Origin of the sequence: Fortiea contorta PCC 7126 (assembly GCF_000332295.1) — a bacterium.
GTDB classification, from domain to species: Bacteria; Cyanobacteriota; Cyanobacteriia; order Cyanobacteriales; family Nostocaceae; genus Fortiea; species Fortiea contorta.
Genome location: NZ_KB235930.1, coordinates 895 through 15,819 on the forward strand (window position 1 = coordinate 895; position 14,925 = coordinate 15,819).

Genomic DNA, 14,925 nt, shown 5'->3' on the forward strand with positions numbered 1-14,925 from the left:
CAGGGGTGTAACTCCAAAAAATCCACCAAGCGTCACCTTTCGTTGAGGAGATTTCAAAAAGCTTTGGGCATAGCTCCCAGCTTGGAGTCATCTGGTGATAAACATAAAAGTAAGATAATTGGAGGTAGTGACCTTTGCCGCAAGGCTTTGTGGCAGTGGGTGTTTACCAGGATTGAACCTAAGCGATCGCGCTTGGCTAATCACATAGGCGTCACCTTGGGTGGATTGCTGGATACTGAAAAAGCCGCCGGACGCCCGGTCAAGCTGGTGCGAATGAAGGTTGCATCCTATGCTGCACGTTTATTGTTCCGGGAGTTGGTGAGATGTCAAAAATAGTTCATTTTGTCCCTGGTGGCTGGAACGGGGAATCTGTTGTTATTGCAGTTTGCGGGAAGGAGATATCACCCTTTGAAGCCTCATCGCTTTATACGACCTGCAACCAGTGCAAAGCAGTGCTTAAGAAAAATTTAAAAGCTGTGACTGATCGAGTGGATTACGAGTAATACCCCATGCCCAATAATCGACTAGAGTGAATTGGTAAAATTGGGAGTATAGACCTAAACAGCGATGAAACTGATCACGACGATTAACTACAGCAACCAATGGCCCCGTATCTAGCAATACACCCCGCTGCATCACGAACCGTAGCCATCCATATAATCTTTATTAGTAGACAAGTCACCTGCTGCTTCGACACAAACAATGTATTCTTGAGCTAGAGTCAAAGCTGAAATTCCTGACTTTTTTTCTTGAATAGATAACTCTTGTTTTTGTATTTTTGCTAGCAAAAATTCTACAAAATCTAATGCTTCTTGTTGCTTGTCAGGAGGTAATATCCTAACTTTGTCTATGATGAGTTCTTCAATACTCACGTTTTCTAGCCTCTGCTATAAATTAATCTATTAGCGATCGCAATTATATCGTGTACATTAAGCTATGCGTATCACTGCTTTTGATAAAGCTCTCAAGGTGAGAAAAGAGAATAGTAACCTTTTCAGTAAAACACAAGTTGACACCTTGAGTAGCTCTCTTATTGCTCTTAAACAAAAACAACAATCTGATTTGCGGGTAAAAATCATCAACTGGATAGGAAAGGGCTGGTTGATACAAATAGGCTTTTGGGTTGTTTTAATCTTTATTTATCCCAAATCTTCCCAAGTTCAAGCAATCTTTTTTTGGAATCCAAAAGTACGGAAGATTTTGGGGTTGTGGTATGTTGATTTGGCTCTAACTTGGATTCCCTTTCTCCGTTATAAATTATTTATTCCCTTCAAAGATTCCTTACTTTCTGATGCACATTTAGACACCTTTGATGTTCATACTTATTTCGCCAATTCAGATGTAAAACTTCAAGGTTCGACAGATATTAAATCAATTCGAGAAGCAATTCCTGAGATTAAAGAGCAAGTTATTCTCGAAGGCGAATCTGGATTAGGTAAATCGATGTTTCTGCGACATCTAGTCAAATCTTCCCAGCGAATTGTTGTTTACTTACCTGCTCAAAAATGCGCCCAAGGCGTGATAGAAGCTATTAAAGATAAACTGCATGGCCATGTAAAAGAAGACCCTAATTTTCTGGAAATCCTGATATACAGTGGTGCAATAGATATTTGTATTGATGGGTTAAATGAAGTTACTCCAGATACTCGCGCCAATATCACTGGTTTTGTCGAGCGTTACTTTAAAGGGAATATTATCTTGGCGACTCAGCCCTTAGAATGGACTCCTCCCTCTAACGCTCAGACTTATATTATACAACCCCTGAATCAAGAGCAAATTGAACAGTTTCTCGTATCCCGCCAAGAGATTTTACCCTCGAATGCTTCGGTCAAAGGGTCAGATTACGAGCAAGCTTGTAAAAACTATCTCGCTACTATTCTTTCTCAGCCGCAGTCAGAAGAAGAACAAAAAGCTATCCGACGGATGCTGTCAAACCCGATGGAATTGACCGTTGTCGCCCTGATGATAGCGCAGAGAGAAAAACCGAATCTATTGAATTTGCAACAGCAACAATATGAGATGATGGCAGAGGATTACAATCGCCTTTATTTTGCCAAAATCTTTCCCCTCGAAGCTTTTTCAGAAACTGTCTACCAAATGCGCCTCAACGACGAGTCAGCTATCCCTCCTGAAGAGTGGCTAGAAGAATTACAGTGCATGGAACGTCACAAAATGGTCATTAGTCGTCAGTTGGTCGATTTTGAGGAGAAACCAACTAAAAAATGGAATTTTCGTCACGACAAAATCCAAGAATTTTTTATCGTGCAGACATTTTTAGGCGAACAAAAAGATAATAGAGTAACTGAGCATATTAGTGATCCAAGATTTCGCGGTGTTTATTTTCTCTTGGCTACCACAATACCAATAGATGATGCTAAAAATTTGCGGGAAATGTTAATTCAATACGCCGCCGAAACTAAAGATCATACCGTCAGTGACACTTTCATTCAACTAGTGCGATCGCGTCAAACCTGAGATATTATACAAAAAAAATAGCGATCGCTCTACACAATGCTAATTTACAATGACATAAAATGGCAAAAACTGTCATAATGTAGAAAAACAAATTTAGGAAATCACCCTCGTGAAAAGTATCAATATTTCCTTACCTGACATTATGCGAGCTTATGTAGAAGAACAGGTAGCTCAAGGTGGTTACAGCAGTGTCAGCGAATATTTTCGTGAATTAGTGCGACAAGACCAAAAACAGAGAGCTAAAGAACGTTTAGAAACAATGCTTTTGGATGGATTAAATTCTGGAGATACAACAGAAATGACGGCTACAGATTGGGAAGATATTCGTCAAGCAGTACTTCAAAGAATGAGTAAACGTCAAGATACAATTTAGCCGTGATGCTTGAAATCAAAAAAAGACCTCAAGTTATCCGGGACTTAATAGACTTAGCAACGTACATAGCACAAGATAACTTAGATGCTTCAGACCACTTTTTAACAGCAGCAGAAGTAACATTTAAACAATTAGCGAAAACCCCAGCTATGGGAAAATTATGTCAATTTGTTCATCCTCAACTAGAAAACATTCGACAAATAGCTATTACAGGATTTAGAAAATATCTCATATTCTACTGCGTTACCGATTCCACAATTGAGATTCTCCGAGTCATTCATGATGCAAGGGATATTGAATCCATATTTGACGAAGATTGAAAATTATAATTTATTCTGCAATTAATGTAAGCGATCGCTATACTCAACGCTAGCCAATATATTTAACTTATGCTGTTAATTATATAATATAAATAGTTATTAGACATACGTAAAAAAAAGGGGTTAGGGACTAGAGGCTAGGGAATAGAGAAAGACATTTTTATTGTTTTTTGTGAACACGGCTGATGAAATCTGTTACAAAATTATTTAACAACGAGGAGACAATCCGAATAAAAGCAAGAAGTCTATTATTTCCACCCCCAGTCGAACATAGCCATCTATAAAATCAAACTCATGAGTTATGACTCCACAAACTTTAGAGAAAATTACCACCCTCTCAGAACAGCGATTTCTTCTACCAGGAAATTATACCTGGGAAGAGTTTGAGAAAATTTTAGCACTCACAGCAGACGCCCCCGGTTTACGGTTAACTTATCTGGATACGTTTATAGAATTTATGACTCTTGGCGAACAACACGAAATGCTGAAAACTATTATTGGTTTTCTAATAGAATTATATCTGTGTGAAAAAGGTATAAACTTTATCCCTGTGGGTAGTGCCACTCGTCGAGCTAAAGATCAAGGTGCATCTTTTGAACCTGACGAATCTTATTATATAGGAGAAAAAAAAGATAATCCTGACTTAGCAATTGAAATTAATATTACTAGTGGCAGTATCAATAAATTGGAAAAATATCGGCGATTTAATATTAGTGAAGTCTGGTTTTGGGAAAATAATCAATTATTTTTATATCATCTAAACAATGATAGTTATGAGCAAATTACTCAAAGTAAATTACTGCCAGAATTAGATATAAAATTATTCACCAGATGTGTTTTAATGCCTTCAATAATTGAAGCGCGGACAGAGTTTCTCAAAGAAATTCGCCAATAGTTGATTTCTGCTGCAATCAGTACCATCTTGTTACCGTTATCAGCCAAAATTTTTATAGAGAAAACCTAGGTATAATCAAAATGAGCATTACAAACGGTTTCGTGGGTACTGTTGGTAACACACCGCTGATTCGCTTAAACAGCTTCAGTGCAGAAACAGGGTGCGAAATCCTCGCCAAAGCTGAATTCCTCAATCCTGGCGGTTCCGTTAAAGACCGCGCCGCACTATACATTATCGAAGATGCGGAAAGAAAAGGCTTACTCAAACCCGGTGGTACAGTAGTTGAGGGTACTGCTGGTAATACTGGCATTGGGTTAGCCCATATCTGCAATGCTAAAGGCTACAAATGCTTAATTATTATTCCTAATACCCAGTCGCAAGAAAAAATCGACGCGCTGACGACATTGGGTGCAGAAGTCCGTCCCGTCCCCGCCGTCCCCTATAAAGACCCCAACAACTACGTTAAACTATCTGGCAGAATCGCCGCTGAATTGGACAACGCTATTTGGGCAAATCAGTTTGATAATTTAGCCAATCGTTTAGCTCATTATGAAACCACTGGGCCGGAAATTTGGGCACAGACAGATGGTAAAATTGACGCTTGGACAGCTTCAACTGGGACTGGTGGCACATTTGCGGGTGTGTCGCTGTATTTGAAAGAAAAGAATCCGGCGGTTAAGTGTGTTGTCGCTGACCCTTTTGGTAGTGGAATTTATAGTTACTTTAAAACAGGTGAAATCAAGATAGAGGGTAACTCAATTACTGAAGGCATTGGCAATAGTCGCATCACTGCTAATATGGAAGGCGTACCCGTTGATGACGCTATTCAAATCGATGATCCAGAAGCGTTGCGGGTGGTTTATCAGTTATTGAGAAAAGACGGACTGTTGATGGGTGGTTCCACTGGAATTAATGTTGCAGCTGCAGTGGCGATCGCTAAACAATTAGGCCCAGGACATACAATCGTCACCATTTTGTGTGATAGTGGTTCCCGGTATCAATCGCGGATCTTCAACCGCGATTGGTTAGCCTCTAAAGGACTTGCGGTTGAAGCGTGATGATAATTATCCCCGTCCGCAACGGTCGGGGAGTGTTATTCCCCTAGCCAAAAAGCTAACGGGTTTCGAGTGGGACGACAATCAGGATAAGACCGCAGTTGATATTCTATTCCAGATTGCCAACCGAGCGGCGCAATTCCTAATCCTAAACACAGATGAGCGAGCGCGCGCGCAAATTGTTCGTGATGTCCCGGAATACCCACATGAGCATGAGCATACTCATGGAGCACTAATAATAGCCAGTCTTCTGGTATCACTCGCCCCACATCAATCAAAATCGTAATCGGGCGAGTCTGAAGATTGCATAAACCGTCAATCCCAAAAGACTCAGCCAAGGGAGCAGCAAAAATTTCAATTAGCGGTTGCTCCCAAGCATGAAAACAATCATGGCAAGCTTGAAGATATTTGGCGAGTTGGGCGTTAACTGCATCAATATGCTCATCAATCCAAGTACACACGGGTGCACGACGATGCAGATCATATACCACATCGATCATCTCTGCGTCAAGAGCCAGACTGCGGACTGCGTACAGGTAGTCTAGCCCCCGCGCCAATGGATCGTTACTGGTGGTGGCGATTAATTTACCCACCAAAGAAAGACAAGTATTTTGTGGGTTTAGCCGCTGTGATTTGCTCAGGACTCAGATTTGTCAGGTCAATTTCCGAGGCGTCTGTAACTCGGAATTCCGTACAGAAGGTAGCGGTGCTAAAACCACCAAACCGTTTGACGGTGCTGCTCCGCATCCGCAGACCGGGACTGACAAACCAAAACCTTTCAACGGAACTCATAGTTTCGTACTCAGTCGTCAAAACTAATCCGTCTTCATCATCCATGTGATAGCGCCCTGCTACTGGCACAATTTCCGCATAACCCCGCTCTCGCAACAGCGAACCTTGGCGGGGATGCGAAGCATCAGGTATCAGAGAAAATACTGTTGAGCCTTTATGATTTTCCTCCTCTCTGTCCCATCCCATTGCACCTTCCCAAGAAACGAAAGCACCCCCCACAGCCAACTTGGGGTCAACTTGATGGAGTTGGCAAATTTCAATCACTTGCGGAGCGTCAGCTGCTAGGGCTTCAACATAGATCTCAGACTCCCCAGCTTCAGACCGCTTGAAGGCTAAATGGTGTGTGGTGCGCTGCGATCGCCATTTTCCCGTGCTGAGTTGAAAAAACTCCATTGCATCCATAATTTCCCAGCCAATTTCAAACAACAAGTTGAGTAACCTCTGTTGATCAATTATAAAACTGCGAGGGTAATCCCTGTAACATCGACCTTTTGTGGCAGTCCAAATTTTGGCAATTCCACCGTAGATAGACTCAGATATATGTGTTATCTCCGTCTCTGGTGCGTTTTGGTTTTTTGGCGATTTTTGCAAAATATTTAATGTATGGCAGAGAGCAGGGAACAGGGGATGGGGAATGGGGACACCCACTATTCAAGCAAGTTGAGGTTGTTTTTGATTTGGTAGTCCTTAATGCGATCGTTTATTCGATAACGTCTAAATGTGTTCACTTGTCAAGCATGTGTAATTTTTGTTAATATAAGCTGTAGAGGCTAAATAAAACTAATATTGCGAAACCCTGGAGAGTAAAAACTATGGATATCCCTATGGATCTGAACTTAGAGCAGAAATTCAACCTCAAACTTTACGAAGAACAGGTGAAGGGGTTAAGCCAGGAAGAATCTCAAAAGTTCCTTTTGGAAGTGCTGCGCCAGTTAATGGTGAAAGACAACATGATTAAGCATCTTCTCAAACAGGTATAGGTGACACTTCCAGTAAAGTCACCAACCCCATCACGTTTCGCTCCTCACCAAAAACTTTCAGCAATTTCCCCGCTTAGGAATCCCCTAAGTGGGGATTGTTTGTTAAGGATTATTACTTTGTTTCTCATAACTGAGACTGAGATAGCCATCATCTTTTATCTTCTATATTGTCTTGTTCAAGGAACAGGCACTCAAGTTTTACAGATAACCAATTTTCAAGGAGAGCGAAATGCTTGACGCTTTTTCTAGAGCTGTAGTTTCAGCAGATGCCAGCACTTCCACCGTATCTGATATTGCTGCCCTCAGAGCATTCGTTGCTAGCGGCAACAGACGTTTAGACGCAGTAAATGCGATCGCTAGTAACGCTAGCTGCATGGTTTCTGATGCAGTAGCTGGTATGATCTGCGAAAACCAAGGCTTGATCCAAGCCGGTGGTAACTGCTACCCCAACCGTCGCATGGCTGCTTGTCTGCGTGATGCTGAAATCATCCTACGCTATGTAACCTACGCTTTATTAGCTGGCGACGCTTCAGTTCTAGATGATCGTTGCTTGAACGGTTTGAAAGAAACCTACGCAGCATTAGGCGTACCCACCACCTCAACTGTACGTGCCGTTCAAATCATGAAGGCTCAAGCAGCTGCTCACATCCAAGACACTCCCAGTGAAAAGTTTGCTGGTGCAAAATTGCGTAAGATGGGTTCCATCGTCACCGAAGATCGTTGCGCTAGCTTGGTTGCTGAAGCTTCCAGCTACTTCGATCGCGTGATTTCTGCTCTGAGCTAGTCAATTGCTAGTAGCAATTAACTCCAGAGATTGACATCTAACACAGTTTAAATTAAAAGCCTTTTGGGAGAATTAAGAAATGAAATCAGTTGTTACCACCGTTATCGCATCTGCTGATGCTGCAGGTCGTTTCCCCAGCACCTCTGATTTAGAATCAGTACAAGGTTCTATCCAACGTGCATCTGCTCGTTTGGAAGCTGCAGAAAAGCTAGCTAACAACATCGATGCAGTTGCTAACGAAGCTTACAACGCTTGTATCAAGAAATATCCTTACTTGAACAACGCTGGTGAAGCTAACTCCACCGACACCTTCAAGTCCAAGTGTGCTCGTGACATCAAACACTACCTGCGCTTGATCCAATACAGCTTGGTAGTTGGTGGTACAGGCCCATTGGATGAGTGGGGTATTGCTGGTCAACGTGAAGTTTATCGCGCTTTGGGCTTGCCCACCGCTCCTTACGTTGAAGCATTGAGCTTTGCTCGTAACCGTGGTTGTGCTCCTCGCGACATGTCTGCTCAAGCATTGACCGAATACAACGCACTACTTGACTACGCTATCAACTCCTTGTCCTAGTTGATTCCTGGACTCGTGATTTGATCACAGGGTAATTGTTACCCTCTAGCCCGGAGATTCTTGGCTCTTTCCTTTTCCTGCAAAGGTTGAGTAATAGCAAAGAATCTCTGGGTTTGTTTTGTTTTAAACTGAGGAAGGCAGGCGGCAAGGGAGACAAGAGACAATGCTCCGCGCCCACTCAGCACTCAGCAATATTTATGGATAAACGCTTTTTTAATTTATTTAATCTTACAGAAGACCAAGCGATCGCGCTGCTAGATACGCCCCAAAACCAACTGAGCGAAGATGATTCCCGCTATATCGCCGCTTCCCATTTGGTCAACTTCCCCACAGCACAATCAATCAACGCCTTGATGCGCGCAGTCCAGCAAACCGATTCTTCCCTAGATAACCGCATCGTCCGGCGCAAGTCCGTAGAAACTCTAGGGCGACTCCAAGCCGAGGTGGCTTTACCAGTGATTCGCGCTTGTTTGGTTGATGAAGACTGCTACACAGTAGAAAATGCTGTTTGGGCGATCGGGGAAATCGGCACTCAAGACCCCGATATCCTAGAAGATATAGCTAAATTGCTAGACAAGCCTGGGCAAACTTATCGCGTCATTATCCACACCTTAACCAAATTTAATTATCAAGCAGCAATACCACAAATTCAAAAATTTGTCAATGACACAGACCCACCCACAGCCAGCGCGGCGATCGCTGGAGTCTGCCGCCTCACCGGGGATTATTCTCAAATGCAGAAGGTGGTGGCAATGTTGCAACACACCAACGTGTTAGGGCGGCGCTTGTCCATCCAAGATTTAATGGATGCGCGGTACTATGACGCCATTCCGCATATTGCTCGCTGTCCAGTATCCTTGGTGTTTCGGCTGCGAGGGATTCGCACCTTAGCAGAAGCTGGGATTGCGGCCGGAAAGTTGGATTTTGCCACAATTCAACCGCATTTAGAGCAGACATTATACGATCGCCCCCAGGATTTGAATTTAGTCCACAGTTACGATCGCCTCCCGACTCTACCAGTTCTGATTCAGGGATTGTATGAAACCGACTTTGGGCGCTGCTATTTAGCTACCAAAACCATTTTAGAAAGTTACCCTGATGCAGCACCAGAAGCGCTGTTCGCCACCTACGCCGCCGAAGCGCACAACGATTACGGCGCCCATTTCCATGTGATGAAACTATTTGGCTGGTTGAAACACGCCCCAGCCTATGATTTGCTCATAGAAGCCTTGAACAACAAAGAACCACAGTTTCAAAAATCACGAGCAGCAGCAGCGATCGCTCTTGGTGAAATAGGCGATTCTCAAGCAATTCCCCAACTCAAAGCCTGTCTAGAAACCAAAATTTGGGATCTGAAATACGCCGCTTTCATGGCCTTAGAGAAACTCGGCGATATCAGCGGTTATGAGCAAGCAGCACAAGATAGTGACTGGTTGATTCGGGAAAAAGCCTTAAGCACTCGTAATTGATGGTGCAGACCTATAATTATTTAATTCAAAACTATGTCCACAGAAGAACTATTCCAACAACTCAAACACCCAAATCCCCACCTCCGCGATCAAGCAATGTGGGCGCTGGCTGAGAATCCAGATGAGACAACAATTCCGCGATTGATGAGTATTCTCGATGAAGAAGATACCACCTATCGACGAGCAGCAGTCAAAGCCCTAGGAGCGATTGGCCCTGATGCTATCACTCCTTTAGTCGCAGCCCTTCTTAATAGCGATAACGTTACTGTCCGGGGAAGTGCGGCGAAAGCACTAGCCCAAGTAGCCATCAATCATCCAGAAGAACCCTTCCCAGATGAAGGTATACAAGGTTTAAAAACGGCTCTCCAAGACTCCAACCCTGTGGTACACATTGCTGCAGTTATGGCTTTGGGTGAAATTGGTACGCCGGCGGTAGATGTTTTAATCCAAGCATTGCAAACCACAGATAACCCAGCCTTGGGAATTTCTTTAGTGAATGCGATCGCCTCCATTGGCGATAGTCGGGGTGTAGAGGTGCTACAGTCTTTAATTGCTGATGAATCCACCGATTCCTACGTCCGCGAGTCCGCCATTAGTGCATTGTCTCGCCTGGAAATGACAGTCAAGTTTCAGCGCGGCGAAAGATAATTACCAGTTACGTAACTACAATGACGCCAGATTCCCAAAATATTAGTGCAGCAGTTGCTAAACTTTACAATACCTATCCTTTTCCGCCAGAGCCGTTATTAGATGAACCGCCTCCAGGTTATAACTGGCGCTGGAATTGGCTAGCGGCGTATAACTTTTGTACCGGACAAAAACCTTCTCATAACAATGTCCGCATTTTAGATGCTGGGTGTGGGACGGGGGTAGGTACAGAATATTTGGTGCATCTCAACCCGGAAGCGGCGGTTGTGGGTATTGATTTGAGTAGTGGGGCGTTGAGTGTTGCTCAGGAGCGTTGTCAAAAATCAGGAGCAACGCGGGTGGAGTTTCATCACTTGAGTTTGTTTGATGTGGAACAGCTTCCGGGTGAGTTTGATTTGATTAATTGTGTGGGGGTACTCCACCATACCCCAGACCCGATTCGTGGCATTCAAGCCTTGGCTAAAAAGCTCTCACCTGGTGGTATAATACACATCTTTGTGTATGGGGAACTGGGGCGCTGGGAAATTCAGTTGATGCAAGAGGCGATCGCGCTTTTGCAAGGCGACCAACAAGGCGATTATACTGATGGCGTAGCTATTGGGCGAAAATTGTTTGCTTCCCTACCGGAAGATAACCGCCTGCGGAAACGGGAAGAGGAGCGCTGGTCGTGGGAAAATCAACGAGATGCTTATTTTGCAGATATGTATGTGCATCCCCAGGAAATTGATTACAACATCAATACGGTTTTTGAATTAATTGACGCATCTGGGTTAGAGTTTCTCGGGTTTTCTAACCCCCAAATTTGGCAGTTAGAGCGGTTAATTAGCAAAGCACCAGAGTTAATTGAACGGGCGCAGACTTTAAGCGATCGCCAGCGCTATCGTCTGATAGAATTGCTCGATCCGCAAATGATTACCCACTATGAGTTTTTCTTAGGACGTAGCCCCATCACCAGAGAAAATTGGGACTCTGACACCAAACTGATGTCTGCAATTCCTGAACCCAGCCCCTGTATTCAGGGATGGCGAGATAGTCAACAATTTTTTAACCATGACTATCAAATTGTAAATATTAGTGAAGCTGAGTGGCAATTTTTGCAGGCTTGTGATGGCAAGCAAACAGTCAGGGACATTTTGCTATCAGTAGGAGCGAGTTTAGCAGATGTGCGATCGCTCCAAAAACAGCAAATCATTCTTCTCACTCCCCAGAGTAGTTGAATAAATCTAGAAAAAGTAGGGGGATTAGGAACATAACTGCATCCCTCTCCCCATTCCCACTAACTCCCTGGTATGGGCGCGTTCAAGACTTTCTCAATGCGATCGCGTGTTTCCAACAAATGCGCTTTGGTATACTCATCATTGGCACTAACTGACCCTAATCTGTCGCGTAATTGTCGAATTTTATACCAAGCTATTGTCCGCGCATCTTCTGGGACGGCTTCTTGTCGCAACACCATCGCCGTCAACAGATTTAGGTATTCTCGCTGTAAACCGCGCCGCAGACTGGAAATCTTTAAGGAATTTCCTTTGGGTTTGAGCACTTCTGTCCAAATTCCTTCTTGTAAGGTATTAAATAACTCCGGAATGCTCAGTGCTTTTTCTGAGTTATTCTTCAATTCAATATCCTTGAGGCGAGTCAGGCGATCGCTGGACAGTAAAGTGTGTAATACCTCACTCTGCAAAGACAGCACTAAATCATGGATAGGAAAATCCAAACGCCCAATCGCCGGATAACTCCCCCAATGTCGCCAGCGAGAAGGTGCTAATTTATTCAACAATTCTGGTGAAAAATTGAACGCATCTTCCGCAAATACATATTTTTGCAACGTCTTCAAAGCCTCTCTTTGTTGTTCCACAGGTACGGCTGCAAATGGTAAGCGACGTTGAGAGTTGAAGTTACTACCAGGTTGAATACGGTAGAAAGACTGACCACCAATGTATTTTGTTGTATAAAAAAGATGTTGAAAATAGTTAAACAAAATGGTGACAAATCGGTTACTGACATCGCTGTAACTCTCACCCTCAATAGGATAACGCTTATTCAGCCGCTCCCACATTACCAGAGAATTATTTAATTGCCACTGTGAATAAACCAGCACATTGTTACTGTTATCCCAAGCATTAGCAGTGGGATCGAGGTCTGACCGATCCTCATCTGTGGAGTAACTCAACTCTGGCTGTTCCGATTGCGCGGCAATTTCTGCCAATATAGGTTTAGCAGCTTGGGGGCTGGGTGTGGGAATTGGTGTGTACCCATATTTAATCGCCCATTCGTCATAGGGCCCTACAACATTGGGAAAATAATCACCTTGGGGCGTACCTTGGGGAGCAATATTCGGAGGGAGATAATCCATCACCGAAGTAGTTAAACCCTTGCTGTTAGTGATGTCTTTACTATTCAACTGCTCTGGTGGTAGCAAGGTACTACCACGGAAGTTATGGCGTAACCCCAGGGTATGACCAACTTCATGAGCAATAATTAAACGTATTTGTTGATGGATATATGCTTTCAATTGGTCTTGGGTCGGGGGAGCGTCTTGCAAAAGCGACATCGCTACCGAACCCAAGGCGAACTGACGACCAGCTTCCATGCTGTAGCACAAGTCATATTCACTAGCCAATCTAGACAAACGACTCCACCAAGGCTTTTGCTTAGACTGGGGTTGACCAGGGCTGCAAATTTGCTGATTTTGCATCAAAGCTGACAAAGAACTACGGACTTGGCTGGGTTGGACAATTTGGCGATATTCATTTTTGAGCAAGCGAACTAAACTCGCGTCTACTAAAATATCTGCATCCAAAATTTCCCCAGTCAAGGGATTGACGCGGGATGGCCCCATTGCAAAGAAACCATCAACGGTGTTAATCCAGCGGATTGTATTGTAGCGGATATCGGCTGGATTCCATTTAGCATCATCTGGCATTTGACGGACTTCAATTGCATTTTTGAATCCGGCTTTTAAAAAAGCTTGGTTCCACATTAAAACGCCTTCTTTAATGGCGTCGCGGTATTCAAAAGGAACAGCATTATCAATCCAGAAAACAATTGGTTTTTTGGGGGCGGAAATTGCTGCTTGGGGGTCTTGCTTTTCTAAGTGCCAACGATTGATATAACGGACAAAGGGATCGCCTTGATCGTCTTTGGTGAGGTCTTGATATGCAGTGATAAAATAGCCGACACGCTCATCAGCTAGGCGTGGCTGGTAATTACTGGTGGGGAGTTGAGAAAGACTGTAATGAACACGGAGAGTGAAACCGCGACCATCAGGTAAGGTAGCAAAACTGAGCATTTCGCTTTCAGGATTGTTAGCACCAGCACCTCCACCAGAAAAATTCAATACTGATTCAATTTCTACGTTTTGTGGAAAAGCTTGCGCGTTACCAAAATAAGATTGTTCTGTGCTAGCGGTGACACCTAAACTTAAAGATAAACCTGCTAAATCGGTTAGGAGTAAATCACCTAAGTCAATTAAGAGGGTTTTTCGTTCTGCATGAATACTTTTGATGGGGATAGTGTAGAGCACAGAATCACTAAAAGAGCGAGCGAGCGATCGCGCTTGTGGATCGCCTTCTCTGGTGCGAAAATTGACATTGCGGACAACAAAATGCAGATTATTGTCTACTCGTTTGAAATAAAATAGGAAATCTTGCAAAGGCATACCGCTATAAATTCCTTGCTCACCTATCCCCGATTCTAAAGTTGAGGTGGCTAGGTAATTTTTATTCAGTTGTTCTGGTTGAATTTCTAAATAAATTTTATTCTTGTCTTTTTGGCGATAAAGTGTAAATAAACCCTCAGTTTTGTCTGTGTCTTTCACCACTTCTTCAAATGGTTCTAAATCATCCTTTTTGGGTGGTTTGTCACTACTGGGTTTAGGCTTTTCATCAGGTTTGCTGGTGGGTTTTTTTGCTTGCAAAAATGGTTGCTTTCCTGCTTGTTGCGGATTTTCTACTACCCAATCAAAAGCTTGGTGTTCTACTTGTTGATTTTGATTCAGCACCCAAACTTGTTTGGGCGTTTTTCCCGGCGTTGAGGCAACCTTTTTAGTAGAAATACCTAATAATTCCTTCGCTGACTGGCTCACACGTACCATCTCTGTCTGTTGGTGAGCTAAATCAGTTTTTACCACCTTCATGGGCTGTGACTTGGCGTTAGCGGTTGTTATTCCTAAAAATAAACCTTGCAATAAGAGGACATAAAACGTTAGTTTATGCATTTAATCTACCCCTGATAACGAAATAAATCGCTAGATTTTCATTTTGGCAAATTTCTACAGCTTAGTACGCCACAGCGTCAATAAAGCACCGGCGATCGCTTGATCCTCACCCATCAACTTTTTAATTTAATGATCATCACCATGATTGAACTGTTTTGCTGTAGTATTTTGGCTAACAATTGCTTCTGTAGCAAACAGTACGTATGATTTTGACATCAGGCTGTAATCATGCTGGAGGTAAGTATAACAATTGCGGCAAAACCCATAAACTTAGAGAAAAATACATAATTTCTTTAGCTTGGTGACAAAATGTAAAACTCTTGGAGATTAAGTTCGTAGTACTG

Annotated in this window: 16 protein-coding genes; 12 read left to right on the top strand and 4 right to left on the bottom strand. The window is 43.3% G+C overall.

Annotated elements, in window-relative coordinates:
- Positions 1-336 (top strand): transposase (locus MIC7126_RS0100015; protein ID WP_154655974.1); only part of this gene is annotated, 336 nt, incomplete at its 5' end.
- Between the two features lie 299 nt (positions 337-635).
- On the opposite strand, the gene MIC7126_RS0100025 is transcribed toward MIC7126_RS0100015, so the two are convergent.
- Entirely contained in the window at positions 636-872 is a 237-nt protein-coding gene (locus MIC7126_RS0100025) for a DUF2281 domain-containing protein (protein ID WP_017651062.1), read from the bottom strand.
- Positions 873-1,017: 145 nt separating this feature from the next.
- Here MIC7126_RS0100025 and MIC7126_RS26940 point away from each other — a divergent pair, with 145 nt between their 5' ends.
- The 5 genes from MIC7126_RS26940 (at position 1,018) to MIC7126_RS0100050 (ending at position 5,121) form a co-directional block, all read left to right on the top strand.
- Positions 1,018-2,475, top strand: coding sequence for an NACHT domain-containing protein (locus MIC7126_RS26940; protein WP_154655790.1), 1,458 nt, complete (start codon positions 1,018-1,020; stop codon positions 2,473-2,475).
- A 109-nt stretch (positions 2,476-2,584) separates the two neighbouring features.
- On the top strand, positions 2,585-2,848 hold the full coding sequence (locus MIC7126_RS0100035) for a type II toxin-antitoxin system ParD family antitoxin (RefSeq protein WP_026099922.1): 264 nt from the start codon (positions 2,585-2,587) through the stop codon (positions 2,846-2,848).
- Between the two features lie 5 nt (positions 2,849-2,853).
- Positions 2,854-3,168: a type II toxin-antitoxin system RelE/ParE family toxin gene (locus MIC7126_RS0100040; RefSeq protein WP_017651065.1), complete on the top strand. Its 315-nt coding sequence runs from the start codon at positions 2,854-2,856 to the stop codon at positions 3,166-3,168.
- A 301-nt stretch (positions 3,169-3,469) separates the two neighbouring features.
- The gene (locus tag MIC7126_RS0100045) at positions 3,470-4,063 is read left to right on the top strand and encodes a Uma2 family endonuclease (RefSeq protein WP_017651066.1); all 594 of its coding nucleotides are present in this window, start codon (positions 3,470-3,472) and stop codon (positions 4,061-4,063) included.
- Positions 4,064-4,143: 80 nt separating this feature from the next.
- Positions 4,144-5,121, top strand: a complete 978-nt coding sequence (locus tag MIC7126_RS0100050) for a cysteine synthase A (protein WP_017651067.1) — start codon at positions 4,144-4,146, stop codon at positions 5,119-5,121.
- A 35-nt stretch (positions 5,122-5,156) separates the two neighbouring features.
- Here the strand turns inward: MIC7126_RS0100050 and MIC7126_RS0100055 are convergent, their stop codons facing one another.
- Positions 5,157-5,711 (bottom strand): hypothetical protein, encoded by a 555-nt coding sequence (locus tag MIC7126_RS0100055; protein ID WP_017651068.1) that lies wholly within the window; start codon positions 5,709-5,711, stop codon positions 5,157-5,159.
- Positions 5,704-6,312 carry a phycobiliprotein lyase gene (locus MIC7126_RS0100060; RefSeq protein WP_040629909.1) on the bottom strand — a complete coding sequence of 203 codons (609 nt, stop codon included), beginning with the start codon at positions 6,310-6,312 and terminating at the stop codon, positions 5,704-5,706. Before MIC7126_RS0100060 ends, MIC7126_RS0100055 begins: the two co-directional genes overlap by 8 nt.
- A gap of 422 nt (positions 6,313-6,734) precedes the next feature.
- On the opposite strand from MIC7126_RS0100060, the gene MIC7126_RS0100065 reads away from it, so the two are divergent.
- The 6 genes from MIC7126_RS0100065 (at position 6,735) to MIC7126_RS0100090 (ending at position 11,582) form a co-directional block, all read left to right on the top strand.
- Positions 6,735-6,890, top strand: a complete 156-nt coding sequence (locus MIC7126_RS0100065; protein ID WP_238553586.1) for an NblA/ycf18 family protein — start codon at positions 6,735-6,737, stop codon at positions 6,888-6,890.
- A 229-nt stretch (positions 6,891-7,119) separates the two neighbouring features.
- Entirely contained in the window at positions 7,120-7,674 is a 555-nt protein-coding gene (gene cpeB, locus MIC7126_RS0100070; protein ID WP_017651071.1) for a C-phycoerythrin subunit beta, read from the top strand.
- A 79-nt stretch (positions 7,675-7,753) separates the two neighbouring features.
- Entirely contained in the window at positions 7,754-8,248 is a 495-nt protein-coding gene (gene cpeA / locus MIC7126_RS0100075) for a C-phycoerythrin subunit alpha (RefSeq protein WP_017651072.1), read from the top strand.
- Positions 8,249-8,445: 197 nt separating this feature from the next.
- Positions 8,446-9,717 (top strand): HEAT repeat domain-containing protein, encoded by a 1,272-nt coding sequence (locus MIC7126_RS0100080; RefSeq protein ID WP_017651073.1) that lies wholly within the window; start codon positions 8,446-8,448, stop codon positions 9,715-9,717.
- 33 nt (positions 9,718-9,750) lie between these two features.
- Positions 9,751-10,365: a HEAT repeat domain-containing protein gene (locus MIC7126_RS0100085; RefSeq protein WP_017651074.1), complete on the top strand. Its 615-nt coding sequence runs from the start codon at positions 9,751-9,753 to the stop codon at positions 10,363-10,365.
- Positions 10,366-10,385: 20 nt separating this feature from the next.
- The gene (locus MIC7126_RS0100090) at positions 10,386-11,582 is read left to right on the top strand and encodes a class I SAM-dependent methyltransferase (RefSeq protein WP_017651075.1); all 1,197 of its coding nucleotides are present in this window, start codon (positions 10,386-10,388) and stop codon (positions 11,580-11,582) included.
- A 59-nt stretch (positions 11,583-11,641) separates the two neighbouring features.
- On the opposite strand, the gene MIC7126_RS0100095 is transcribed toward MIC7126_RS0100090, so the two are convergent.
- Positions 11,642-14,581, bottom strand: a complete 2,940-nt coding sequence (locus MIC7126_RS0100095) for a zinc-dependent metalloprotease (protein ID WP_017651076.1) — start codon at positions 14,579-14,581, stop codon at positions 11,642-11,644.
- Between the last annotated feature and the right edge of the window lie 344 nt (positions 14,582-14,925).